The sequence below is a fragment of the Janthinobacterium sp. EB271-G4-3-2 genome, from assembly GCF_020858035.1.
GTDB lineage: Bacteria > Pseudomonadota > Gammaproteobacteria > Burkholderiales > Burkholderiaceae_D > Janthinobacterium > Janthinobacterium aestuarii.
In genome coordinates this window covers 93,926-118,583 of sequence record NZ_JACYMG010000012.1, presented here as the reverse complement: position 1 = coordinate 118,583, position 24,658 = coordinate 93,926, and the positions used below count along the sequence as shown (strand labels likewise).

General features: G+C 62.9%; 22 protein-coding genes and 1 pseudogene. 3 read left to right on the top strand and 20 right to left on the bottom strand.

What is annotated here, in order from left to right; translation table 11 throughout:
- Nucleotides 1–28 precede the first annotated feature (28 nt).
- The 18 genes and pseudogenes from rbsD to IGS55_RS22365 form a co-directional block, all read right to left on the bottom strand.
- Nucleotides 29–421 (bottom strand): D-ribose pyranase, encoded by a 393-nt coding sequence (gene rbsD / locus IGS55_RS22450; protein WP_230518904.1) that lies wholly within the window; start codon nucleotides 419–421, stop codon nucleotides 29–31.
- Nucleotides 422–425: 4 nt separating this feature from the next.
- Nucleotides 426–1,334, bottom strand: coding sequence for a ribokinase (gene rbsK, locus IGS55_RS22445; RefSeq protein ID WP_230518905.1), 909 nt, complete (start codon nucleotides 1,332–1,334; stop codon nucleotides 426–428).
- Nucleotides 1,331–2,389, bottom strand: coding sequence for a LacI family DNA-binding transcriptional regulator (locus IGS55_RS22440; protein ID WP_230518906.1), 1,059 nt, complete (start codon nucleotides 2,387–2,389; stop codon nucleotides 1,331–1,333). Before IGS55_RS22440 ends, rbsK begins: the two co-directional genes overlap by 4 nt.
- 9 nt (nucleotides 2,390–2,398) lie before the next feature.
- Nucleotides 2,399–3,370 (bottom strand): ABC transporter permease, encoded by a 972-nt coding sequence (locus tag IGS55_RS22435; RefSeq protein ID WP_070219453.1) that lies wholly within the window; start codon nucleotides 3,368–3,370, stop codon nucleotides 2,399–2,401.
- An 18-nt stretch (nucleotides 3,371–3,388) separates the two neighbouring features.
- Nucleotides 3,389–4,942 carry a sugar ABC transporter ATP-binding protein gene (locus IGS55_RS22430; RefSeq protein ID WP_230518907.1) on the bottom strand — a complete coding sequence of 518 codons (1,554 nt, stop codon included), beginning with the start codon at nucleotides 4,940–4,942 and terminating at the stop codon, nucleotides 3,389–3,391.
- 79 nt (nucleotides 4,943–5,021) lie between these two features.
- The gene (locus tag IGS55_RS22425; RefSeq protein ID WP_442908200.1) at nucleotides 5,022–5,981 is read right to left on the bottom strand and encodes a sugar ABC transporter substrate-binding protein; all 960 of its coding nucleotides are present in this window, start codon (nucleotides 5,979–5,981) and stop codon (nucleotides 5,022–5,024) included.
- A 208-nt stretch (nucleotides 5,982–6,189) separates the two neighbouring features.
- Nucleotides 6,190–7,071: an EamA family transporter gene (locus tag IGS55_RS22420; protein ID WP_230518908.1), complete on the bottom strand. Its 882-nt coding sequence runs from the start codon at nucleotides 7,069–7,071 to the stop codon at nucleotides 6,190–6,192.
- 159 nt (nucleotides 7,072–7,230) lie between these two features.
- On the bottom strand, nucleotides 7,231–8,322 hold the full coding sequence (locus IGS55_RS22415; protein WP_230518909.1) for a zinc ribbon domain-containing protein: 1,092 nt from the start codon (nucleotides 8,320–8,322) through the stop codon (nucleotides 7,231–7,233).
- An 8-nt stretch (nucleotides 8,323–8,330) separates the two neighbouring features.
- Nucleotides 8,331–9,464 carry a zinc ribbon domain-containing protein gene (locus IGS55_RS22410; RefSeq protein WP_230518910.1) on the bottom strand — a complete coding sequence of 378 codons (1,134 nt, stop codon included), beginning with the start codon at nucleotides 9,462–9,464 and terminating at the stop codon, nucleotides 8,331–8,333.
- A gap of 65 nt (nucleotides 9,465–9,529) precedes the next feature.
- On the bottom strand, nucleotides 9,530–10,255 hold the full coding sequence (locus tag IGS55_RS22405; protein WP_230518911.1) for a hypothetical protein: 726 nt from the start codon (nucleotides 10,253–10,255) through the stop codon (nucleotides 9,530–9,532).
- 46 nt (nucleotides 10,256–10,301) lie between these two features.
- Complete coding sequence (locus tag IGS55_RS22400; protein WP_230518912.1) at nucleotides 10,302–10,937, bottom strand: hypothetical protein; 636 nt, start codon at nucleotides 10,935–10,937, stop codon at nucleotides 10,302–10,304.
- A gap of 261 nt (nucleotides 10,938–11,198) precedes the next feature.
- A pseudogene (locus tag IGS55_RS28050) lies at nucleotides 11,199–11,306 on the bottom strand (zinc-ribbon domain-containing protein); the annotation flags it as partial.
- Nucleotides 11,307–11,586: 280 nt separating this feature from the next.
- Nucleotides 11,587–13,848, bottom strand: a complete 2,262-nt coding sequence (locus IGS55_RS22390; RefSeq protein ID WP_230518963.1) for a YgiQ family radical SAM protein — start codon at nucleotides 13,846–13,848, stop codon at nucleotides 11,587–11,589.
- Between the two features lie 237 nt (nucleotides 13,849–14,085).
- Entirely contained in the window at nucleotides 14,086–14,364 is a 279-nt protein-coding gene (locus IGS55_RS22385; RefSeq protein WP_034753883.1) for a DUF4404 family protein, read from the bottom strand.
- Nucleotides 14,365–14,375: 11 nt separating this feature from the next.
- The gene (locus tag IGS55_RS22380; protein WP_034753881.1) at nucleotides 14,376–14,588 is read right to left on the bottom strand and encodes a VF530 family DNA-binding protein; all 213 of its coding nucleotides are present in this window, start codon (nucleotides 14,586–14,588) and stop codon (nucleotides 14,376–14,378) included.
- 109 nt (nucleotides 14,589–14,697) lie between these two features.
- On the bottom strand, nucleotides 14,698–16,851 hold the full coding sequence (locus tag IGS55_RS22375; RefSeq protein ID WP_230518914.1) for a M3 family metallopeptidase: 2,154 nt from the start codon (nucleotides 16,849–16,851) through the stop codon (nucleotides 14,698–14,700).
- A gap of 229 nt (nucleotides 16,852–17,080) precedes the next feature.
- Nucleotides 17,081–19,243, bottom strand: a complete 2,163-nt coding sequence (locus IGS55_RS22370; RefSeq protein WP_230518915.1) for a M3 family metallopeptidase — start codon at nucleotides 19,241–19,243, stop codon at nucleotides 17,081–17,083.
- A gap of 153 nt (nucleotides 19,244–19,396) precedes the next feature.
- Nucleotides 19,397–19,615, bottom strand: a complete 219-nt coding sequence (locus tag IGS55_RS22365; protein ID WP_034753936.1) for a SlyX family protein — start codon at nucleotides 19,613–19,615, stop codon at nucleotides 19,397–19,399.
- 257 nt (nucleotides 19,616–19,872) lie between these two features.
- Here IGS55_RS22365 and IGS55_RS22360 point away from each other — a divergent pair, with 257 nt between their 5' ends.
- On the top strand, nucleotides 19,873–20,178 hold the full coding sequence (locus IGS55_RS22360) for a type II toxin-antitoxin system RelE/ParE family toxin (RefSeq protein ID WP_230518916.1): 306 nt from the start codon (nucleotides 19,873–19,875) through the stop codon (nucleotides 20,176–20,178).
- On the top strand, nucleotides 20,175–20,474 hold the full coding sequence (locus IGS55_RS22355; RefSeq protein WP_230518917.1) for an addiction module antidote protein: 300 nt from the start codon (nucleotides 20,175–20,177) through the stop codon (nucleotides 20,472–20,474). The genes IGS55_RS22360 and IGS55_RS22355 overlap by 4 nt, the downstream gene beginning before the upstream one ends.
- A 63-nt stretch (nucleotides 20,475–20,537) precedes the next feature.
- On the opposite strand, the gene IGS55_RS22350 is transcribed toward IGS55_RS22355, so the two are convergent.
- On the bottom strand, nucleotides 20,538–22,598 hold the full coding sequence (locus IGS55_RS22350) for a UvrD-helicase domain-containing protein (protein WP_046683205.1): 2,061 nt from the start codon (nucleotides 22,596–22,598) through the stop codon (nucleotides 20,538–20,540).
- Between the two features lie 209 nt (nucleotides 22,599–22,807).
- Here IGS55_RS22350 and IGS55_RS22345 point away from each other — a divergent pair, with 209 nt between their 5' ends.
- On the top strand, nucleotides 22,808–23,293 hold the full coding sequence (locus IGS55_RS22345) for an SRPBCC family protein (RefSeq protein ID WP_046683204.1): 486 nt from the start codon (nucleotides 22,808–22,810) through the stop codon (nucleotides 23,291–23,293).
- Between the two features lie 113 nt (nucleotides 23,294–23,406).
- On the opposite strand, the gene IGS55_RS22340 is transcribed toward IGS55_RS22345, so the two are convergent.
- Nucleotides 23,407–24,528, bottom strand: coding sequence for an HD-GYP domain-containing protein (locus IGS55_RS22340; protein ID WP_230518918.1), 1,122 nt, complete (start codon nucleotides 24,526–24,528; stop codon nucleotides 23,407–23,409).
- Between the last annotated feature and the right edge of the window lie 130 nt (nucleotides 24,529–24,658).

Below are 24,658 nucleotides of genomic sequence, written 5' to 3'. Positions count from 1 at the left end.
TTGGCAAACAATCGCGCCATTGTTTGCGCTAGAACACGACGCCAGCCACCAGAACGATGTTGGCGTACGGACTGCACTCGCCCGTGCGCACGATGGCGCGCGCGCCCTTCGACAATTGCTTGAACTCGTCGTGCGTCACCTGACGCGCATCGGGCAAGGCCAGGGCCGCCACCTGCGCCGCCATGGCCGGATTATGCTGCGGCAACTCGCTGGCGAGCAAATGGTATTCCACCTGCATTTCGCTCAGCACGGTGTTGACGGTATCGATGAAGCCGGGGATGCCGCGCGTCAGGGCCAGGTCGATCAGGGGCACGCCCGGCTGCGACGGCAAGCCCGCGTCGCCGATGACGAGCATGTCGCCATGGCCCAGCGACGCGATCAGTTGCGACAGTGCGATATTAAGCAGCGGTGATTTTTTCATGGTCTCAGAACAGCTCGTGCAAGTGGGGGATCGACGTTTGCGCGCCGGGCTTGGTCACGCTCCAGGCGGCCGCGCGCTGGCCTTGCTGGATCGCTTCCGCCTCGTCCATGCCGGACGCCAGGCCCGCCACAAAACCGCCGATAAACGTGTCGCCGGCGGCCGTCGTGTCGACGGCTTGCACCGCTTCGGCCGGGAACGTGAAATCGCCGCCATACAGGGCCGCGTGCGCGCCCTTGGAACCCAAGGTGATGATGACGTTGTCGCTGCCCAGCTTTTGCAGCGCGCCGGCCAGCGCCTTGACGTCCGCGCATTCCGGGCTGACGCCGGCCAGCATGGCCGCCTCGATTTCATTCGGAATCAGGTAGTCGACCAGTTCCAGCACGCCTTCCGGCAAGCTGGCCGCCGGAGCCGGGTTCAGCACCACGGTCTTGCCCAGCGAACGGGCCAATTTGATCGCGTGCACGACGGTGGCCATCGGGGTTTCCAGCTGCAGCACGACGATGTCGGCCTGCTCAATTAACCCTTGCGCCGCGTCGATGTGCGCGGGGCTCAATAAATCGTTGGCGCCGCCGGCGATCACGATACTGTTCTGGCCGTTGTCGTCGACGAGGATCGAGGCGATGCCGGACGCGACACCGGGCAAGGTCGTGATGTGGCTGTCGATGATGCCGTCGCCGACGAGCGCCGCGCGCAGGGTCGCGCCAAACGCATCGTCGCCCACGCAAGCGACCATGGCCACTTGCTGGGCACCGGCCACTTTGCCGCTCAGGCGCGCGCAGGCCACGGCCTGGTTGGCGCCCTTGCCGCCAGGAATGGTTCTAAACGCGCCGCCCGTCAGGGTTTCGCCGGGGAGGGGCATGCGCGGCACGCGCAAGACCAGGTCCATATTGATGCTGCCGATAACCACGATCATGATGTCATTCCCATCAGTTCAGTTGCAGGTGAAGAAGTAGGTGCGGTGGAAGTTGCAGCGGCGGCGATGCTGGAACCGCGCACGTGCAGTGCCGGCGCGATACTGCGCTGCTGGCGCGGCAAGGCGGGGTCGGCGATGCGCGCCAGCAGGCAGGCGGCCGTGATGTGGCCCAGCTCGCGCGTATTTTGCGCCACGCTGGTCAAGGCCGGATGCACGAAGCTGGCCAGGTCGATATCGTCGAAGCCGACGACGGCCAGTTCGCCCGGCACGGCAATACCCCGCTCGGCGGCGGCGCGCAGGGCGCCAAAGGCCATCAAGTCATTGCAGCAGAACAAGGCATCGGGGCGCTGGCCTGGCGGCAGCGCCAGCACGTCCAGCGCGGCCGCATAGCCGCCCGCGCTCGTAAAATCGCTATGGCGGCACAGCGCGTCGTCCAGGGCCACGCCCGCGTCCGCCATGGCGCTGCGCACGCCGTCGATGCGCTCGTTGGAAATGCTCACTTCACGGGGACCGGCGATGCAGGCGAAACGCCGGCGCCCCAGGCCCAGCAAGTGGCGTGCGGCCAGCTCACCGCCGGCGCGGTTGTCGACGGCCACGGCATCGATGGACAGGTCGCTGGGCGCGCGGTCGAGCAGCACGGCCGGCACCTTCATCTTGCGCAGCAATTCGCCGTCGCTGTCGGCCAGCGCGGACAAAATCAGACCGTCGCAGCGCTTGGTCAAGAGCACGTTCAGATAGTCGCGCTGCTTGACGGGGTCGTCATCGGAATTGCATAAAATCACGCTGTAGCCGGCCGCGTAGCAGCTGTCCTCGATGCCGCGCGCCACTTCCGAAAAATACGGGTTCGTATTGTTGGGGATGATCAGGCCGATGGTGCCCGTGCTGCGGCTGCGCAAGGAGCGCGCCAGCGCGCTGGGCACGTAATGCAATTGTTCCACGGCCGCCAGCACGGCGCGGCGCGCCTCGTCGCTGACGGGACGGGTATTGTTGAGGACGTGCGACACGGTGGTAAACGACACCCCCGCCGCCTGCGCCACTTGTTTGATGGTTGCCATGGGCCAGTATTATGAACGCTCGCCGCGGCGGCGGTAGGTGTCGAGCACCACGGCCGCAACGATCACCAGGCCCGTGACGATGCGTTTCACGGGTTCGGACACGCCCACTTGCGCCAGGCCCGCTTCCAGCACGGAAATGATCAACACGCCGATAAAGGTGCTGATGACGGAACCGCGTCCGCCCATCAGGCTCGTGCCGCCGATCACGACGGCGGCGATCACCTGCAATTCCATGCCCACGCCGCCGTTCGGGTCGGCCGCTTCCAGGCGCGACACCTGGAACAGCGCGCCCACGCCGGCAAGAAAGCCCATCAGTGCAAACACCAGCACCTTCGACGGTTTTGTGTTGATGCCGGACAAACGCACGGCTTCTTCATTCGTGCCGATGCCGATCCAATGGCGGCCCAGCACCGTGCGCGTGAGCACCAAATGGCCGATGACGACAATGGCGATCGAGGCGATGAAAGCGGGCGACAGGCCGAACGCGATCGGCGAGCTGATGCCGTCAACGGCGCTGCCGATGTATTCCGTGCGCGAGTTCGTCACCTGATACGCCATGCCGCGCGCCATTTCCAGCACCCCCAAGGACACAATGAACGAGGGGATGCGCCAGCCGACGGAAATGAGGCCCGTCGTGGCGCCGCACAGGGCGGCGACGAACATGCCCAGCAGGGCCGCACTCCACACGGGCCAGCCCCAGTGCACGACGGCCAGCGACAGCACGGAAGCGGCCAGCGCCATCACGGAACCGACCGATAAATCGATGCCGCCGATGATCAGCACGAACGTCATGCCGACGGCCATCACGACGAGGGTCGGGATATTGTTCGACAAGGTGCTGAGGGTAGCCAAAGTAAAAAAGTTTTCGCTGGCAAACGAGAACAGCACGCACATGGCGAGCAAAGCGCCGATCAGGCCCGCATAGTTTTTCAGGTCGGCCAGGCTGCGCTGCAGATACGAAGGAGAGGAGTGGGTGGTCATGGGAATCTTTCCGGCGGATCAGGCCGCAGCTGGAGTGGAAGTGGGGGTCAAATAGCCGGAGAAGGCGGCCGACAGCAGCGCGTCCTGGCTCCAGGCGCCGCGCTCGAAGGTGTCGACGATGCTGCCCGCGCTCATGACGGCGATGCGGTCGCAGATCAGCATCAGTTCGCGCAAGTCGCTCGAGACGATGACGAGGCCCTTGCCCTGGCGCGCCTGTTCGGCCAGCACCTGATAAATATCAAACTTGGCGCCGATATCGATGCCGCGCGTGGGCTCGTCGAACAGCATCACGGGGCAATCGCGGTACAGCCAGCGGGCGATCACGACCTTTTGCTGGTTGCCGCCGGACAGCTCGGCCACCGTTTGCGCGCTGTTGCGCGAACGGATGCCCAGGCGCTGAATATAGTCGTCGGCCACCGATGCTTCGGCCGCATCGTTGAGCCAGCCAGCGCCGCTGACGGTGTCGAGCGAGGCCAGGGTCGTATTGACGGCGATGGACTGGCGCAACAACAAGCCTTGTCCCTTGCGGTCTTCCGTGATCATGGCGATGCCCGCTTTCACGGCTGCCTGCGGCGAGGCCAGGGCGGCAGGTGTTTCGCTGTCGCCAAGGAACACGTCACCGGCGTCGGCGCGGTCGGCGCCGAAGATCAGGCGCAGCAATTCCGTGCGGCCCGAGCCGATCAGGCCGGCGATGCCGAGGATTTCGCCCGCGCGCAAGTCGAACGAGGTCGGATTGACGACCTTGCCGCGCGCCAGGCCGCGCACGCGCAGCAACGGCGCGCCGATGGTGCGTCCGCTCAGGTCGACGGCGTCATCGGCCGAGCGGCCCACCATCAGACTGACCAGATCGGCGGCCGAGTGGCCCGCGATATCGTCGTCGCACACGAGCTGGCCGTCGCGCAGCACGGCGATGCGGTCGGCCACGCGCTTGAGTTCTTCCAGGCGGTGGGAAATATAGATGATGCACACGCCTTCGGCTTTCAGGCGCTCGATTTGCAGGAACAGCAATTCCACTTCGCGGTGCGTCAGCATGGCCGTCGGCTCGTCGAGCACCAGCAGGCGGCAGGCGCCGATCAAATTGCGCGCGATCTCGATCATTTGCTGGTGGCCGATGCCCAGCTCGCCCACGAGGGTCCACGGGTCGAGTCCGCCCAAGCCCACTTTTTCCATCTGTTCGCGCGCGTCGCGTTCGAGGCGGCCGCGGTCGATGAAGCCGAAACGCTGCGGCAGATTTTTCAGGTACAGGTTTTCCGCGATCGACAGGGTGGGAATCAAATTGAGTTCCTGCATCACCATGCGGATGCCCAGCGCCTCGGCGGCGCCGCGCGAGGCGGGCTGGTAAGGCTTGCCGTCGAGCAGCATCGTGCCCGTGGTGGCTGGCTCCAGGCCGCAGATGATCTTCGACAGGGTGCTCTTGCCCGCGCCGTTTTCGCCCGTCAGCGCCAGCACCTGGCCGGGGGCAAAGCGCAAGCCCACGCCGCCCAGCACGGGGCCGACATAGGACTTGCCGATGTTATCCAGGGTCAATAGAGGGGTGGCGGCTGATGGCGCCGGGGGGATGTCGGTAGGCATGATAAAACTCCGCGGAATAAGACGGCGGGGCCGGCGCCAGCAATGTTGCTATGGCGCTGGCCCCGGCGGGATCAAACGATCAGGACTTGGCGCCCTTGGCGACCAGTTCGACCTTGGTTTCGATGACGCCACCCAACTCGGCCTGTTTCTTCTTCTGCGCCAGGGCTTTCAGCACGGTGTCGATGCCGAACACGGCTTGCTGCGAACCGAACTGGTCGGCGGTAGCCAGCACGCGGCCATCGGCCAGCATCGGCTTGATGGCGTTGATGTTGTCGTAGCCGACGACGATGACTTTGCCCGTCTTGCCTGCCGCCTTGATGGCGGACACGGCGCCGATGGCCATGTTGTCGTTACCGCACAGCAAAGCCTTGATGTTCGGGTTGGCGTTCAGCATGGCGGCCGCCACCGTGTTGGCAGGAGCGATTTCCCACTGGCCCGACTGCACGCTGACAACCTTGGCACCGGCCGCGTTCATCGCGTCCTGGAAGCCCAGGGTGCGCTGCTGCGCGTTGTAGGTGGTGGACACGCCCTCGATGATGCCGACCGGGTCGCCCTTCTTGATCTGCTTGGCCAGGAAGTCGCCGACGACCTTGGCGCCCTTGCGGTTGTCCGGGCCGACGAACGGCACGCTGATGCCCTTCTCTTTCAGCGCGCCCTCGTCGAGCTTGTTGTCGATATTGACGACGATGATGCCCGCGTCAATGGCTTTTTTCAGCACCGGCACCAGCGCCTTCGAGTCGGCCGGGGCGATCACCAGCGCGTTGACGCGCGAGACGATCATTTGCTCGACCAGCTTGATCTGGCTCGACGTATCCGTTTCATCCTTGATGCCGTTCGACAGCAGGTCGTACTTGGCGGCATTGGCCTTCTGATGCGCCTTGGCGCCATTTTCCATGGTCAGGAAAAATTCATTGGCGAGCGACTTCATCACCAGCGCCACCTTCGGTTTGGCAGGCGTCTGCGCCATGGCCGGCACGGCGGGCAAGGCACACGCCAGGACAGCGGCGGCAATCATTTTCAGGCGAATACGGGATGTCATGAGCGTCTCCAGAGTTGTTGGTCAAGCACGTGTACTGCATGCTTTTTAGGAAATTCGTTGCGCGCAAACGTTTGCGCGAAGCGAATAGTGCCTCAATGCCCTATTACAGTGCAAGCAAAACTGTATGTGCGGTGCAGCAAAAAGGGAGCGCCCAGAGGGAAACGGTCAGGCCGATGCAATCAGCCTGCCGAGGAGAAATGCGTAGCAATCAGACGTTTGTTGCGGGACGGGCACTGGCCCACTGCACCGCCAGCACGCTGGCCAGCACCAGCAGCAAGCCCAGCATCGACCAGCCCGTCATGGCCTGGCCCAGCAAGACCCAGCCCAGCACCACGGCCATCAGGGGACTGAGCAAGCCCAGCGAGGAGACGGCCACGGGCGACAGCCTGGCGATGCCGCGGAACCACAAGGCGTACGCCAGCAGGGCACCGGCCAGGCACAGGTAGGCGTAGGCCAGGACTTGCTGCCAGGACAGCGCCGGCAAGGGCGCATCGGCCAGCCAGGCGACGGGCGCCAGCATCAGGCCGCCGAGCAGCAATTGCCAGCCCGTCAGCGCCAGCACGGGCAAGTCCGGCTTCCAGCGCCGCGTCAGATAGGTGCCGGCCGCCATGCAGGCCGTGCCGCCCAGCGCGGCGGCGATGCCGATCGGTTCCCACACCGTGCGCGGCGACAACAACAAAACGGCCATGCCGGCCACGCCCAGCACGCTGGCAAGCAAGGCCAGGCGGGCCGGACGGCGCCCTTCCACGCCCCAGGCCAGGCCCATCACCAGCAGCGGCTGGATGGCGCCCACCACGGCCGCCAGGCCGCCGGGCAGGCGGTAGGCCGCCACGAACAGCAGCGCCTGGAACACGCCGATATTCAGTGCCGACAGGATCAGCACGCGGGCCCAGTCGCGCCGCGCGGGCAGGCGCCGCATGACAAGCAGCAACAGCAGGCCGGCCGGCAGCACGCGGATCAGGGCAGCAGTGAAGGGCCGGTCCGGCGGCAGCAATTCGGACGTGACGATATACGTGGAACCCCAGATCAGGGGCGCCAGCGCCGTGAGCACGATATCGCCCCAGGCGGGACGGGCAGGAGAGGCTGACATGCACTATCTCGACATGAAGATAAAAATGGAGTGTGGACGCGAACTATCTTTACGTCAAGATAAATGCTGTGCTGTAGCGTGGTATCCATGAAAAAAGCCCGGCATGGCCGGGCTCTGGGAATAATACAAGGCGGCAAGCTGCGCCGCCTGGAGACAGGGCTAATCCCGTACGCGCTGCAGCACCGCGACCGGCATGCCGCCGACGGTGAGCGTGGCCGTGTTGCTGCTGTTGCTCAGGCTGATCTGCATGGCCATACCGCCCCCCTCTTCCGAGGCGATGGTCACGACATTGCCTTCCGTTGCAAAGGTGGCCTTGCTTGCATTGCCGTTCTCGATAATGCTGTCCTTGGTAAATTCCAGGACGCTACCCGTCGAGCCCTTCCATTTGCCCACCAGCGGGTGGCCGCCAAAGCTGAACAGGCCTTTCAGCTTGTCCAGCATGCCCGGTCCTTGCGCGCCGGACGCATGGCGCGCGGCGCCCGCCATGGCCATGGCGGCCTGGTGCATTTGCGCGCGGCCGGTGGTGACTTGCCATTGCTTGTCGACCAGCGCCAGCGGCAGTTGCACTTCCAGGTCGTCGCCCGGCAAGCGTTGCAGGATCAGCGCGCGGTCCGGCGATTTGGCCAGCCACGCCGCTTCATCGGTCAGCGCCAGCGTCGCTGTCGCCATCGCCACCTGCTGCCCGCCCATGTCGCGCACCTGCTCGTAGCCGTTGACACTGGCCACTTTCACGCCCTTGGCCACGCACAGCTTGTCGCCGCGCAAAGCTGCCTTGCCGGGCGCGGCCAGTGCGTAGACAAATTGCGATTGCGCAATCCAGCCACCGCTGCTTTGCTCGACGGGAGCGTTGTACAGGCCGCCACGCACGAGGATATCGAGCCATTGCCGAGTGGAGCTGTCGTACGACGCCACGCGGATTTCTTCCTTCTGGTACGGCAAGTTGGTGAAGCACAGCAGCTTGTCGCGCGCCGCCTCGTCGGCCGCCAGATGGGCGTCGATGGCGCGGCTGAAACTGCTGGCCGATGCCGCCTCGGGCGCCAGCAGCCACGCCAGCGCGCCACCTGCCACGATGACCACCGCCAGCACGCCGCCGGCGATCATCACGTGGCGCCGCTTCACACCGGGCAGCGCCGGAGTCGCGGCCGGCGCGGGTGATGGGGCTGGCGCGGCATTGACGGCCTTGCCGCACTCGTCGCAAAAGCGCGCGTCGGGCGCGTGGGCGGTGCCGCACTGTTTACAGAATTGCGCCATGGTCTGCCTTACTTGAGTTTATGCGCGCATTCGCCGCAGAACACGTCGTCGGACGCGACCGGGGCCTTGCAGCTCGGGCAGTGCAGGCTGTCAGCCGGCGCAGCGGCCGGTGCGGCCGGCGCTGCAGGTGCCGAAGGCGCGGCTGGTGCAGTCGCCTGTTCAGCCAGAGCACGCGCGCGTTCACGCGCTTCCTCGGCTTTTTTCTTGACGGTGGCCAGGCCGTCGTTCAGGCTCGCTTCCGAGGCGCTGAAATCGACATTGCGCGTGGCGTTCAGGTAAATGATGCACACGCCCTTGGTGAAGATCAGGCCCGGCACCACGGCCGCGGCCGCCAGCAACAAGCCGCCACCCAGACCGGCTGCGATGATGTAGCCGGAACCGCCGCTCAGGCCCGAAGCGAAGGAATACATGTTCATCTGGCCGCCCAGGCCCAGGATGCCAGCCGACATGCCGCTGGTCAGCGACACGCCGGTACCGATCACGCCAAAGATCAGCAGCGCGACAAACGAGGTGATCAGGAACAGCAGCACTTCCAGCAGAATCACCGAGACCAGCTTGGTGCGCACGATCAGGTTCAGGCGGGCAATGATCTGGAACACGGTGGCGCCCGACCAGGCGGCAGGGCCGGCCAGTGGCAGCATCACGTAGAACAGCGCAAACACCAGCACGCCCAGCACGATGGCCGACAGCGGGAAGACGACCGTATACAGCACGGGACCGAGCACGGGGATCTTGCAGACGAACAAGATGATGGCGATGGCGAGCATGGCCGCCAGCACGATCAGAAATTCCAGGAAGACGACCGCGATCAGGCGGTGGCTCGTGTACAGCGAGACGAGCACGGCATCAACCAGGCTCATGCCAGGCTGGCCTTGTACATCGCGCATCAGCAAAATGCCCACGGCGTTGGAACCGTAAAACATCACGAGGAAGGCCATCAGACCGCCCAGGAAGCCCAGCAGCACGCTGCTCATGCTGCCGGCGAGCATCGTCAGTACGCCACCGACGAGCACGGCGCCGATAAAGGTCAGGGCCAGCAGGGCAATCGCGCGGAAGTTCTTGATGGCGTCGGTCGCTTCGATCAGCGAACCGAGCGCGGAGGAAAAGGGAAGAGATTTAGGTACTTCTGTGGAAATGGTCATGTCTAGCCTGGAAGGGGGAAATCGGAAGGGGACGGCCTGCCTGGCCGCCCCGTGGTCATGCTGTGTTAGTAGGCCAGCGCCAGTTGCAGGTCGGACGCAGGCGCCTGGCGCTGGACGATCTGCAGCTTGACGTCCTGGCCACCGACGCGCTTGCTATTCAGGTACAGCGCCGTGCGTACCGGGTAAATGCCTTGCGGCACGCCTTCGGGCATGGGAATCGAGAAGCCACCCTTGTAGGCGCCGCTGCCGTTGTTGCTGCTGACCACCTTGCGCACGGTTTTGATCAAGTCGCCATTGGGCTTGTACAGGCTCAATTCTTCTTCCACCAGCGGGTTCGGATCGCGCGTGCCGGCCGCCACTTCGATATACGAATTGGTCTGCGCCTTCTGGCCCGGACGCACGGACGACGGCGTAAAGCCCGTCTCGTATTTCACCAGGGTCGACTGCTCGGGCAGCTTGCCCTTGTTGGCCACCTTGTAGTCGGCCTGTACCTGCTGCGACGTCTTGACTTGCTGGCTTTGATAATTCAAGGCCACGCAGGCGAGCGCGCCCAGGCTGGCGCCCAAGGCCGCACCGCGCACGGTGTTGTTGCCGCCGCCCAGCAAGCCGCCCACGACGGCGCCGATGCCGGCCAGCATGGCCGTATTGCATTCGCCGCTGGCCGCGTCCGTGCCTGCGGTGGTGGTATTACCCGTGGCGCCAGGCCCGCCCGGGGCGGCGCAGCCGGCCAGCATCGAAGACACGACCAGCAGCGCCACCATGGGCTTGGCAATTTGTTTCAAGTTTTTCACGTTATTCTCCGAAAGGAACAAAATAGGAATAGAGGCAAGCTACGGCTTACTCGATCTGGATCTGCGACAGCGCCTTGTCTTGCGCTTCTTTCGCCTTGCGCTTGATGTCGAGCGCATGACGGTTGCCCGTGTCCATGCGGAGCACGGCATTCGCATTGGCAATGGCACAGTCGTATTTGCGCTGGCTCATGCAGTGGCTCGCTTCCGACAGGCTCTCCGTGATCACGCTTTCCAGGCCGGTCGTCTGTTTGACGGGCGCCGGCGGCGGTGTCACCTTGGCGGGCTTGACCGGCTTTTCCGCGACGGGGGCCGGGGCGGGTGCCGGCTCCGGTGGTGGAGCAGGAACGGCGGCCGGCACTGGCGCCGGTTCGGCTGCGGCCGCCGCAGATGCCGTGGCAGACTCGGTCGCCGTGGCGCCATCGAGCACAGGGTCGCTGATGGCCAGCGGCTGCTCGGCGGCAGGCGCAGGGTCCGCCTGCGCGGGCACGGCTGGCGCGGCTTCTGCCACCGCTGCAGCCGGCTTGCTTGACATGAAATAGTAAGCGCCCGCACCGCCCAGCAGCAGCACCGCTGCGACGGCGGCGGCGATCAGTTTCGTGCGGTTGCCAGCCGGTGGACTGTCCGTCTGCACATCGGGGGCGGGAGCTGGCTCGGGTGCAGGCTCGGGTGAAGCTTCGGGCACGGGCTCGGCACGGCGCTTTTCCAGTACGGGCGGTGGCGGCGGTGGGGCGACCGGTTCCGGCCCCGGCCCCGGCGCCGGGGCAGGCTCAACAACAAGCTCAACTGCGGACTCAGTCACTGGCTCGATAGCGGGCGCAATGACGGGTTCCGGCAGCGGCGGCGGCACCGGCACGGCAACGGGCGCCACGGCAAAGCTGAACGCGCACTTGGGGCAGAACTTGGCGTCAGGCTTGCAATCATGGCCGCACTGGCCACAGGCTTTGCCTGGTACGGGAGCGGCTGCGGCAGGAGCAACGGCAAACGTCGTGCCGCAGGAAGAACAGAATTTGGCGCCCGGCTTATTCTCGGCCTGGCAGGAAAGGCATTTCAATTGGCATCTCTTTTCATATCAACGCTGGGAGTCGCGTACGCTGGCGCTTGCCAGAATGGCAGCTTTGTTGCTGTACGGCTAAATATTCAACGAGTATATTTTCAAACCCCAAGTTGCCACAAGGGAAAATTGCCTTTTGCTCTATCCAATTTTTAAATATTGGTAAAAATCCCGCCGTCACGGCAGTCCGCCGCCCCATCCTGGTGCGCAGATAGCAAAAAACCCGGCAACGCTGTACGCATTGCCGGGTTTCAGTCGATGCCCAAGGGCACAGGGTCGTTTACTTGCGCCCGCCCCGTGCTGGCGCCCCATGGCCGCCCTTGGCTGGCGGCTTGCTGCCGCGGCCCATCGGCGCGGCGGCCGGCTTGGCCTTGGTCTTGATGGTCGACAGGATCGATGGACGCACCTTCGACTCGGCGGCCGACGCTTTGGGCGCCGCTGCCGTACCGCCCAGGGCGATGCGGTTCTTGCCCGGCGTGACCTTGAACTTGTCCGGCGTGCCGGCCCCATGCGTCTGGCGGCTGCGTTCGCCTGCTGCCAGGCCGCCCGACTCCGACGACGTCCAGGCGGGGATCAAATGCTTGTCGCCATTGCCGATCAAGTCGCCACGGCCCATGTTGACCAGCGCTTCGCGCAGGATCGGCCAGTTGGCCGGATCCTGGTAGCGCAGGAACGCTTTGTGCGTGCGGCGGATCTTGCCGCTGCGCGCCGTTTCCACCACTTCCGAATCCGCTGTCACCTTGCGCAAAGGATTCTTGCGGGTGTGATACATCGTCGTGGCCATGGCCATCGGCGTGGGCATGAAGGTTTGCACCTGGTCCAGCTTGAAATTGTTTTTCTTCAGCCACAGGGCCAGGTTCAGCATGTCCAGGTCCGTCGTGCCAGGATGGGCGGCGATGAAATACGGGATCAGATACTGCTTCTTGCCCGCTTCCAGCGAGAAGCGGTCGAACATTTCCTTGAACTCGTCATACGCGCCGATGCCGGGCTTCATCATCTTCGACAAGGTGCCCTCTTCCGTGTGCTCAGGGGCAATCTTCAAGAGGCCGCCGACGTGGTGCGTGACCAGCTCTTTCACATACTCGGGCGAACGCACGGCCAAGTCATAGCGCAAGCCCGAGCTGATCAAGACTTTCTTGATGCCAGGAATGGCGCGCGCCTTGCGGTACAGCGAGATGAGCTTGCTGTGATCGGTGCCCAGGTTGACGCAGATGGACGGGTACACGCAGGACAGGCGGCGGCACGACACTTCGATCTCTTTTTCCTTGCAGGCCAGGCGGTACATATTCGCCGTCGGGCCGCCCATATCGGAAATGGTACCCGTAAAACCTTTGGTTTTATCGCGGATATGCTCGATTTCACGCAGGATCGACGGTTCCGAGCGGCTCTGGATGATGCGGCCTTCATGCTCGGTAATCGAGCAGAAGGTGCAGCCGCCGAAGCAGCCGCGCATGATGTTGACGGAAAAGCGGATCATTTCCCAGGCAGGGATATGCGCCTTGCCATAGCTCGGATGCGGGGCGCGCGCGTAATTCATGTCGTACACGCCATCCATCTCGTCCATGGCCAGCGGCAGCGGCGGCGGGTTGAGCCACACGTCGCGTTCGCCGTGCGCCTGTACCATGGCGCGCGCATTGCCGGGATTCGATTCCAGGTGGAACACGCGCGATGCGTGCGCATACATGACGGGGTCATCCTTGACGACGTCGTAGGCGGGCAGGCGCACGACCGTCTTGTCGTGCTTTTCCTTGGCCATGGCCAGGCGCTCTTCGCGGCTCATGATGCGGATCGGCTTGATGACTTCGGCCGATTTCGACGCATTTTCCGTGGCGCAGGCGGTCTTGTCTTCCTGCACCATCTCGTAGGGGCTGTAGTGCGGATCGATCTTGCCGGGCACGTCGACGCGGGTGGAATTGTGCACGCCCCAGTCGTCGCCGGGCAGCCAGCCGGACGGCACCATGAAGGCCGTGCCGCGCAAGTCGCGGATATCCTTGATCGATTCGCCGGCGGCCAGGCGGTGGGTCAGGTCGACCAGCGCCCGTTCGGCATTACCGAAGATCAGCAGATCGGCCTTGGAATCGGGCAAGACGGAACGGCGGACCTTGTCCGACCAGTAATCGTAATGGGCGATGCGGCGCAGCGATGCCTCGATGCTGCCGATGACGATGGGCACGTCGGGATACGCTTCGCGCGCGCGCTGCGCATACACGGTGACGGCGCGGTCAGGGCGCTTGTTCGGTTCCGCATTCGCCGTGTAGGCGTCGTCGGAGCGGATCTTGCGGTCGGCCGTGTACTGGTTGACCATGGAATCCATGTTGCCGGCGGTAATGCCGTAATACAAACGGGGCTTGCCGAGGATGCGGAACGCTTCGGCCGACAGCCAGTCCGGCTGGCTGATGATGCCGACGCGGTAGCCTTGCGCTTCAAGCAGGCGGCCAACGAGGGCCATGCCGAAACTCGGATGGTCGATGTAGGCGTCGCCCGTGACGAGGATGACGTCGCACTGGTCCCAGCCCAGCGCGTCCATCTCGGCACGCGACATCGGCAGGAAAGGCGCCACGGCAGCGCGGGCAGACCGCTTGGGAACGGTCGCAAATAAATTGGTAGGGGAGCTCATAGGGTACGGATTGTACCGGAATTGGCCATTTCCAACCTGACGGCCTGCTTTTTACTGTTGGATTTCAGTACAAAAAACGTTTATTTTTCAATCACTTGGGGAAATGTGGCCCTTGGGGTCAAACCCTTCAGGGGTCTGACCCCAGCTTTTCCCCGGGTTACATCAGATTCCCATATTCGCCAGAATCTCACCAAGCTCCCGCAGCGCCGGCTCCAGTTTCGGATGCTTGACGGCAAACTTGGCCGACAATTCCTGGCTGCGCTCGGCCAGGCCATAGGTGGTCGACTCTTCTTCCTGTTCCTGCGCGGCGCGCTTTTCCATCAGCAACTTGATGTCGACATCGAGTTTTTGCAGCAAACCATGCAGTTCTTCATCGACGGGGCCGCTGGTTTCCAGTGTCGAATGCAGTTGTTGCAACGATTCCTTGAGTTTGCTATCCATGTTTTTTCCTGTCAGTCAGTAAATTGCGTGTCCAGGAACAATTGTTCCACCTTGCTCCTGGCCCACGGGGTCTTGCGCAAAAACTTCAGGCTCGACTTGATGCTGGGATCGCTGATGAAGCAATTGATATCGATGTGCTTGGCCAGGCCGTCCCAGCCGTAGTGGGCTTGCAGGCGCGTCACGATACCTTCCAGGGTGATGCCATTCAAATCTTGCTGACTCATATACTCTTTCGACTGCCTTCTTGTTTACATCTTACTCAATTCTACGCCGCCGGCACGGAAAGCTTGCGTGCGCCATGTCAACGCAACGCAAGCTTCTGATGAGGACGGCTTACTTCGCGTTCAAGCCGCGGCGTTCCAGCAGCGGTTCCACGGTGGCATCGCGGCCGCGGAAGTCGCGGAACAGTTGCAGCGCATCGACGCTGCCGCCGCGCGACAGCAATTTGCTGCGGAACCAGTCGCCATTCTTGCGCGTCAGGCCGCCGTTTTCCTTGAACCAGTTGACCGATTCCGCATCCAGCTTTTCCGACCACAGGTAAGCGTAATACGCGGCCGAGTAGCCGCCCGAGAAGCTGTGCGAGAAGTAGCTGGTGCGGTAGCGTGGCGGCACGGGCGCGTAATCGACACCCGCGTCTTTCAGCGACGCCGCTTCAAAGGCCAGCACGTCGGTCGGGATCTGGCTCGGCGTCAGCTGGTGCCAGCGCTGGTCCAGCAGGGCCGCCGACAGGTATTCCGTCGTCATGAAACCCTGGTTGAATTTCTTGGCCGCCGTCACCTTGTCGAGCAATTCCTGCGGCATGGCCGCGCCGCTCTGGTAGTGCTTGGCATAGTTTTGCAGCACTTCCGGCCAGACGGCCCACATTTCATTGACTTGCGATGGATACTCGACGAAGTCGCTCGGCACGCTGGTGCCGGCAAAGCGCGGGTATTTCACGTTCGAAAACATGCCGTGCAGCGCATGGCCGAATTCGTGGAACATGGTCGTCACTTCATCGAACGTCAATAGCGTCGGCTGGCCGGCAGGCGGCTTCGGAATGTTCAACTGGTTGGCCACCACCGGATGGGTGCCCATCAGCATTGACTGCGACACGTATTCATTCATCCACGCGCCGCCATGCTTGTTGCCGCGCGCATAGAAGTCGGCAATGAACAGGGCCAGCGGCTTGCCGTTGGCGTCCGTCACGTCGTAGACGCGCACGTCCGGGTTGTACACCGGTAGATCTTTACGTTCCTTGAAACTGATGCCGTACAGTTTATTGGCGGCAAAGAAGACGCCGTTGTTCAGCACGCTGTTCAATTCCAAGTATGGCTTCAGCTCGTTTTCATCGAAATTGAAACGCTGCTTGCGCAGCTTGTCCGTGTAGATGGCCCAGTCGGCCGCCGCCACCTGGAAACCGCCTTTTTCCGCATCGACCACTTGCTGCAGGTCGGCCGCTTCGCGGCGCGCGTTGGCGACGGCAGGTTTCGCCAGTTCCGACAGCAGCGTATTGACGGCCGTCGTGGTCTTGGCCGTCTGGTCTTCCAGCGAGTACGCGGCGTAGTTGGCGTAACCGAGCAAGGTAGCCCGTTCGGCGCGCAGTTTCGCCAGTTTCAATACGATGGCGCGATTGTCGAACTCGCCGCCCTGGCTACCCCGGTTCAGCGACGCATCCATCAGGCGCTGGCGTGTCTTGCGATCCGTCAATACGGCCAGCGGCGGCTGGCCGCTGGTGTTCACGAGAGCGATGACGAACTTGCCCGTCAAGCCGCGTTCCTTGGCGGCGGCGGCAGCCGTATCGATATCGCTGTCCGTCATGCCGGCCAGTTCGGCGCGCGTGTCGACGACGATGCTCTTGGCATTCGTTTCCTTCAGCACGTTTTGCGCGAAGGCCGTTTCCAGGCCCGCCTGCTCGGCGTTGTAGGCTTTCAATTTTTCCTTGTCCGCATCGGACAGCTTGGCGCCGGCGCGCACGAAATCCGTGTGATAGCGGGTCAAGAGGCGCAGGGATTCGGCATCGAGACCCAGCTTGTCGCGCTTGGCGTACAGGGTGTCGATGCGGGTAAACAGTTTTGGATTGAGGGTAATCGCATCACCATGCGCGGCCAGTTTTGGCGACACGTCCACTTCCACCGCTTCCAGCACGGCATTGGTATTGGTCGATGTCATGTTGCTGAAGATGCTATTCACGCGGTGCAGCAGCTGCCCCGTGCGCTCGAGGGCCACGATGGTGTTCTCGAACGTAGGCGCCTGGCGGTTATTGGCGATCGCATTGACTTCGGCCAGCTGGCGTTTCATGCCTTCGGCAAACGCCGGCGCGTAGTGCGCATCCTTGATCAGGCCGAACTGCGGCATCTGGAATGGCAGCGGGCTCGCTTTCAGCAGAGGGTTCTGGGCGCTGACGGCGGCGGCGGGCGCGGATTTTGCAGTGGCGGCAGCCATGGCGGATGGAGCGGCGTGGGCCAGCATGACGCTGGCGGCGATGACGAGCAGTTGTGGACGGATCATGACATCTTTCTGAAAGCGCGGGGAAGAGCCGCGATCGCGTCGCGGGCCAGTGGCAGATCATAGCAGCCTGTCACACAGGCGTCATCCAACATGGGCGATCCTGTGGTGCATCGCGCCAACTGCGCGGTTTACCACGGTTTGCGTGGCGATTCGCCAAATAAAAATGGCCGCCCATTGCATGGCGGCCACTGATGTTCATCACCGGCCAGGCCGGTGACGGGTACGAGGATTACTTGCCGTTCAAGCCGCGGCGTTCCAGCAGCGGCTCGATCTTCGCATCGCGGCCGCGGAAGTTGCGGTAGATGTCGAGCGCATCGGCGCTGCCGCCGCGCGACAGCAGTTTATTGCGGAACCAGTCGCCGTTCTTGCGCGTCAGGCCGCCGTTTTCCTTGAACCACTCGACCGTGTCGGCGTCGAGCTTTTCCGACCACAGATACGCGTAGTAGCCGGCCGAATAGCCGCCCGCGAACGCGTGCGAAAAGTAGGTGGTGCGGTAGCGCGGCGGCGCCGGGGCGAAATCGACGCCAGCATCCGTCAAGGCGGCCTTTTCAAAGGCCAGCACGTCGGTCGGGATTTGCGCCGGGGTCAGCTGGTGCCAGCGTTGGTCCAGCAGGGCCGATGCCAGGTATTCCGTAGTTTTATAGCCCTGGTTGAAATTGTCGGCCGCCGTCACTTTCGCCAGCAGCTCGGCGGGAATAGCCGCGCCCGTCTGATAGTGCTTGGCATAGTTTTGCAGCACTTCCGGCCACAGCGCCCACATTTCATTGACTTGCGACGGGTATTCGACGAAGTCGCGCGGCACGCTGGTGCCGGCGAAGCGCGGGTATGTCACGTTCGAGAACATACCGTGCAGCGCATGGCCGAATTCGTGGAACATGGTGTTGACTTCGTCAAACGTCATCAGGGTCGGCTGGCCCGCTTCCGGCTTTGGAATGTTGAGGTTATTCGCGATCACCGGCTTGCGGTTCAGCAAGGTCGATTGGCCCACGTAGGCATTCGCCCAGGCGCCGCCGCGCTTGTTGCTGCGCGCGTAAGGGTCAAGCGTAAAGATGGCCAGCTGCGTGCCGTCTTCATTGAAAACGTCGTAGACCAGCATGTCGGACGTATAGACGGGCAAGTCGGTGCGCTGCTTGAACGTGAGACCGTACAACTTGCCTGCAGCAAAGAACACGCCCTTGGTCAGCACGCTGTGCATTTCAAAGTACGGTTTCAACTGCGTCTCGTCGAAATTGTAGCGTTCGGCGCGTACCTTGTCGCTATAGAAGGCCCAGTCGGCGGCACCCACCTTGAAGCCGCCTTTGCCCGCATCGATGACCTTCTGGATATCGTCCGCTTCGCGGCGTGCATTGACGACGGCCGGCTTCGCCAATTCGCCCAGCAGGGCGTTCACGGCGGTCGTGTCGTGCGCCGTCTGGTCTTCCAGCGAATACGCCGCGTAGTTCGGGTAGCCCATCAGCGCGGCACGTTCGGCGCGCAGTTTCGCCAGCTCCAGCACTTCCTGGGTGTTGTCGAACTCGCCGCCACGGCTGCCGCGCGCCTGCGAGGCGGCCATGATGCGTTCGCGCAAGGCGCGGTTGGTCAGCAGCGACAGCGGCGCCTGGCCCGTCGTGTTGACGAGGGCGATCACGTATTTTCCGTCCAGGCCGCGCTTCTTGGCCAGGCCGGCGGCCACTTCGATGGCGGCCGGCGACAGGCCGTCCAGTTCCTCGCGCGTATCGACGACGACGGCCGACGCGTTCAATTCCTTCAGCACGTTCTGCGCGAACTTGGTCGACAGGGCGGCGAGCTGGCCGTTGTAGGCGCGCAGCTTTTCCTTGTCAGCCGCCGACAGCTTGGCGCCGGCGCGCACGAAGTCCGTGTGGTAACGCTCGAGCAAGCGTTTCGATTCGGCATCGAGGCCCAGCTTGTCGCGCTTGGCGTACAAGGTGTCGATACGCTTGAACAATTTGTCGTTGAGCATGATCGCGTCGCTGTGGGCCGCCATTTTCGGCGCCAGTTCGCGTTCCAGGCCCTGGATCGTGTCATTCGTATTCGAGCCGGACATCACGGAAAACACGGTGCGTACACGGCTCAGCAACTGGCCCGAGCGCTCCATGGCCACGATGGTGTTGTCGAACGTGGCAGGTTTCTTGTTATTCGCAATCGCACTGATTTCCGCCAGGTTGGCGGCCATGCCTGCCGTAAAGGCGGGCGCGTAGTCGGCGTCCCGCACCTTGTCGAACGGCGGATAGTTGAATGGCAGGCTGCTCGCTTGCGCAAACGGGTTCGAGGCGGGCAGGGTTGCCGCCGCGGTAGCGGCAGTGGCAGGCGCGGTGGCGGCGGTGGCAGCAAAGGCGGCGGCTGGCGCCAGCATCAGGCTGGCGGCGATGACGAGCATTGTAGGACGGGTCATGTCTTCTTTCAAGAAACGCAAGAGAGCCGCGATTGTGTCGCGGGCCAGCCTGAAATAATAACAGCCTGAAACACTTGCGTCACCAGCAAAACCGATGGTAGCGCACCCGCCTTTGATGAACGGTTTTCATGTGTCCCACGTCACGATGCCGATTTAATAATGCGGCGGACGCTCGTTGACCAGCCCGCCATTCGCCTGCTGTGCCCCATCGCGCACGTGTTCGCCCAGCTTGTGCAGCATCGCCTCGAGCTGGTCGATGCGCTTGCCTTGCTGGTACACCATCTGGTTCAGCGATTCGACCAGGTCCTCCTGCTGCGCCAGCTTGATTTCGATATCGACGAAACGTACTTCCATCTGTTCTGCATTGTCCATGGTGCTCACGGTGACTCCTGACTGAAAGGGGCATTTTACCGCCACAGCGGCGTGAGCCAGGACAAACAAGCGGCATTCTTCCCGGACGGGTACCGATTTCTGCCTATTCTCTCCATATGGCTGAATCAAACCGCTTGACGAATGAGAACAAACGATTACAACGGACGTATCCACTTTGCCTGACCTGATCGACACGCGCAAGACCGACACGCGCAAGACGGCTGAATACCGTCGCTGGGAAGACTCGCTGCACGACGATGGCGGCGGCCGCCATCGATGCGCGCATCCAGCATTTGCAGCGCGGTAAAAAGGGCGACTGGCGGCCCGTGGGCGAAGGCGTGTGCGAGCTGCGTTTTTTACAGACGGGGCCCGGCTGGCGCGTGTATTTTCACGAGACCAATCTAGGCCCCCTGATCTTGCTGCTGCTCGGTGGCGACAAGTCGAGCCAGCGGCGCGACATCAAGCACGCGCAGGCGATACTGCAAACACTGAAGGCCCAACAGGCGGCCATCCGGAAGCAAAAAGCGGCGGCCAGCCCATCGACAGGAGCACGAAAAAAATGAACGACCCTACTGACGCTGACGGCTTCGACCTCGACGGCCTCGACGCACTGGGATTGAGCAAATTTGATCCGACGCAACACCTGACCAGCAAGGAAGCCGTGGCCGCCTACATGAGCGAAATCGTCGCCACCGGCAATGCCGAGCTGTTCCAGTCCGCCATGAATGACGTGGTACGCGCCTACGGCATGGGCAAGGTGGCGGCCCGGGCCGACATCACGCGCGAAGGCGCATATAAAGCCTTGCGCGAAGGCAGCAAGCCGCGCTTTGAAACCATTTTAAAATGCTCGATGCGCTAGGCATGCAGCTGGCCATCGTACCGAAAACCACGCCCGACGGCGCCGTGGAAGCGTGAACGCCGCTTAGCCCTTCGGCGCGGCCAGCAAGGCCTTCATGCGCGCCAGGCGTTCCTTGGGCGAAATCACTTCCGCCTCCGTCGGCACGGCGTCGCCCACGTCGAGTTGCATTTCCTTGATGAAGCGCGACGGGTCGCAATGGACTTGCTCACCAGCCCGCTTGCGCTTCTTGCACCACGTGATGTGCAAGGTGCGCTGCGCCCGCGTGATGCCCACGTACATCAAGCGCCGCTCTTCCTGGATGCGCGCGGCGATGGTTTCGGCCGGCGCGTCAGGATCGCCCTTGTGCGGCAAGATGCCCTCTTCCACACCCACCAGAAACACGTGCGGAAACTCGAGGCCTTTCGACGCGTGCAGGGTGGACATGCGCACGGCATCCTGCTCCTCGTCCTTGCCTTCGAGCATGGTCATCAGGGCCACCATCTGCGTCAGTTCCAGCACGTTCTTTTCTTCGCCGTCGCGGTCCTTGCCGCCCCTGCCCCGTTCCTTGAGCCAGTTGACGAATTCCAGCACGTTCTGCCACTTGCTTTGCGCTTGGCGTTCCTCGAAAGCATCGTACAGATACGATTCGTAGTGGATTTCCTTCATCATGTCGTCGAGCACTTCGGCCGCGTTGTCGCCGCTGCCGGCCGCGCCGGGACGGCTGGCGCGCGATTCGAGGTCGTTGATGAAGTTGCAGAAGTCGCGCAGCGGCCCCAGCTGGCGGTCCGTCAGCTTGGCCTCGATGCCGCCCTTGAACACGGCCTGGAACAGCGAGCACTGCCACTGCCCCGAAAACGCACCGAGCACCTCCAAAGTCGATTGCCCCACGCCACGGCGCGGCGTCGTCACGGCGCGGATGAAAGCAGGGTCGTCGTCTTCATTCGCCAGCAAACGCAGATAGCTGATGATGTCCTTGATTTCGGCCTTGTCGAAGAAACTCTGGCCGCCTGAAATCGTGTACGGGATGCGTTCCTTGCGCAAACATTGCTCGATGATGCGCGCCTGGTGGTTGCCGCGGTACAGAATCGCGTAGTCGGAAAATTTGTTCTTGCGCTCGAAATGGTCGGCCGAGATCATGATGGCGACCTGCTCCGCCTCCTGCTCGTCCGTCTGCATGCCCAGCACCTTGATCGGCTCGCCCAGGCCGTGCTCGGACCACAGCGACTTTTCAAACAGTTTCGGGTTGTTGCCGATGACGGCATTGGCCGCGTTCAGCACGCGCATGGTGGAGCGGTAATTCTGCTCGAGCTTGATCACGCGCAGATCGGGGAAGTCCGTTTCCAGGGTCTTCAGGTTTTCCACGGTGGCGCCGCGCCACGCGTAAATGGCCTGGTCGTCGTCGCCCACGGCCGTAAACATCGGCTTCTTGCCGATGCCCGTCACCATCAGTTTCACCAGTTCGTACTGGCAGGTGTTCGTGTCCTGGTATTCGTCGACGAGCAGATAGCGCAGGCGCCGCTGCCACTTGTCGCGCACGGGGCCGTTGTTGCGGAACAGTTCCACCGGCAAACGGATCAGATCGTCGAAATCGACGGCCTGGTAGGCGGAGAGCGTGGCCACATAGCTGCGGTAGATGCGCGCCGCGTTCGCCTCGTCTTCATCCTTGGCTTGCGCCAGGGCCATGTCCGGATCGATCAGGCCATTTTTCCACAGGGACATGGCGTTCTGGATGCCACGAATGACCTGTTTATCGGTGGTAATGGCGAGGTCTTGCACGAGGGAAAAGCAGTCGTCGCTGTCCATGATGGAAAAGCGGTCCTTCAAGCCCACGCCATTGGCTTCCTGGCGCAGGATTTTCACGCCCAGCGAGTGAAAAGTCGACACCGTCAACTGCTTGGCCTGACGCGGCTGTTTCAACAGCTTGGCGATACGCTCCTGCATTTCCAGCGCCGCCTTGTTGGTGAAGGTCAACGCGGCGATGGTGCGCGGGTCATAGCCGCGGTCTTCGATCAGGTGGGCGATCTTTTGCGTGATCACGCGCGTCTTGCCCGAACCGGCGCCCGCCAGCACAAGGCAAGGGCCGTCGAGGTAGGTAACCGCTTCGCTTTGGGGCGCATTCAGACCGAACTGTGGTGCTTTGGACATCAGGGTATTTCCGCAGGGAACAGCAGCCCATTGTAACAGCGTCGCGTGGGCTATTTGCATGGCGGACCATGCCTGAAAAACAGGCATTGGCATTGATATATCGCCATATGCCGCCATCTTGGCCGATTCAATGCGTGCGGCGATGCCACGCCTGGAGTACCATTCCGCCTATATCGCCCGTGCGCGCCCACTTACCGAATGGCAGTCCCATGAAATTTGAACACCTGATTGAAATCAACGATCCCTTGAACCCGCTGATCGACACCTTGACTCTGGAACAGGTCTGGCGCGGCCTGGTCTTGCGCGCCGAGTCGCCGAAGCTGTTCGTGCCGCACCTCGACGAATGCCAGATCAGCGAGCGCAGCGATGCCGGTTTCGCGCGCAGCCTGCGCTATGGCGAGCTGGTCATCAACGACAAGGTGGTGCTGATACCGCAACTGCAGGTGCGCTACGAAGTGCCGGCACAACAGGATATCAGCGCCTCCTCATTGGTGATGACCATCGAGATGCCCGACGAAGCGAGCATGTGGGTGCGCTTCCAGTACGACGACGGCCACGACGCGGCCACCGATGCGGCCAACGCCCTGTACGACGACTTCCGCCGTTCCGCCTACAAGGAGTCCGATATCGACACGGTGCGCATCATGCGCGAGCTGGCGCTCGAAGGACGGCTCGATGCTGGTCTGCTGAATTAAGCTCTTAACGTAGAGAGTGTCTGGAAGACGTTCAGGGCTAGGCGCATTGCCGAAGGCAGTACGAAAGTACGACTAGGCAATGCAACAACGCCATGGGCGTCTTTCCAGGCGCTCTACACTCTTGCGCTGCGGCCCCATAGCTGGTCGGGGCGAAATTGCAGTCCAGCCTGCTCCGCGCTGAGCACTTCGCGAATCGCATGCAAGTCCACGCGCGTATCGCGCCGCAGCGGCACGTCCAGGCGCGCGCCGCGAGGGCCGATCAGCGACTGCACGTGCGGCGTGGTGGCATTCAAGCCCTTGCGCGTGACAACGCCGATTTCCCCATTCAACAGTTTGACGAAAGTGCCGACCGGGTAGATGCCCAGTTCGCGCACCAGCAAGGATGCCAGCGGCGCATCGAGGGTGGCCTTGTCGGCCATCAGCATTTCGCGCAGGGCCACGTTCGGCAGCAAGGGCTGGCGGTAGCTGCGCTTCGATACGCGCGCGCAATAGCGGTCGGCCAGCATGATCAGGCGCGCGCCGATGCCGATCGCCTCGCCTTGCGTGCCCAGCGGATAGCCGCTGCCATCGATATTTTCATGGTGCTGCAGCACGGCTTGCAGCCAGACGGCGTCCGTGAGACCCGCCGCGCGCAGCAAGTCGACACCGGCTTGCGGATGAGCGCGCAAATAGGCGCGTTCCTGCGCGTCCAGCGGCCCCGCCTTGTGCTGGAAATGCGCATGGCGTTCCAGCATGCCCACATTCATGCTCAGCGCGGCCAGCACCACGCTGCGCATCACGCCATCATCGAGTTTCAGGGCACGCGCCAGCAGGGCCGTGATGACGGCCGTATCGACACTGTGGCGCACGGCAAAGTCGCCCGCGCCCTGGTTGTGCAGGATGCAGGCCAGCGCCACGTCGGCGTCCAGTACAACGGCCTCTTCCACCAGCTGCGCCAGCGGCGCGAGGGATAGGTGGCTGCCCGCCTGCCCGGCGGCAATGGCCGGCAAGACGAGGGCCAGGCCGGCCGTGACGAGGTTGAGCATGCGCAGGGCCGACGGCGCTTCCGTGGCCGTGCGCGGCACGTCGGCGCTGGTATCGGCGATGACGCCGCGCGCCAGCAGTAATGCGATCTGGTTCTCGCTACTGATGACATGGCCCAGCCTGGCCAGCAAGCCGCCCGTTTCGCCGTGCACGTCCCAGGGCAGGGCCACGCCCAGGGCGAGTTCTCCCGCGTAAATGCGCCGAATTTTCACATCGTCTCCGTGTCATCGCCAGCCGCTCCTTTTTACCATTGCGGCATGGGCGGCATATACCAATTGAAATATTTTTTGCTTTTAATCAATATTTCAATGTGGCAGCGATGATCGCGCAATCATGTGAGCT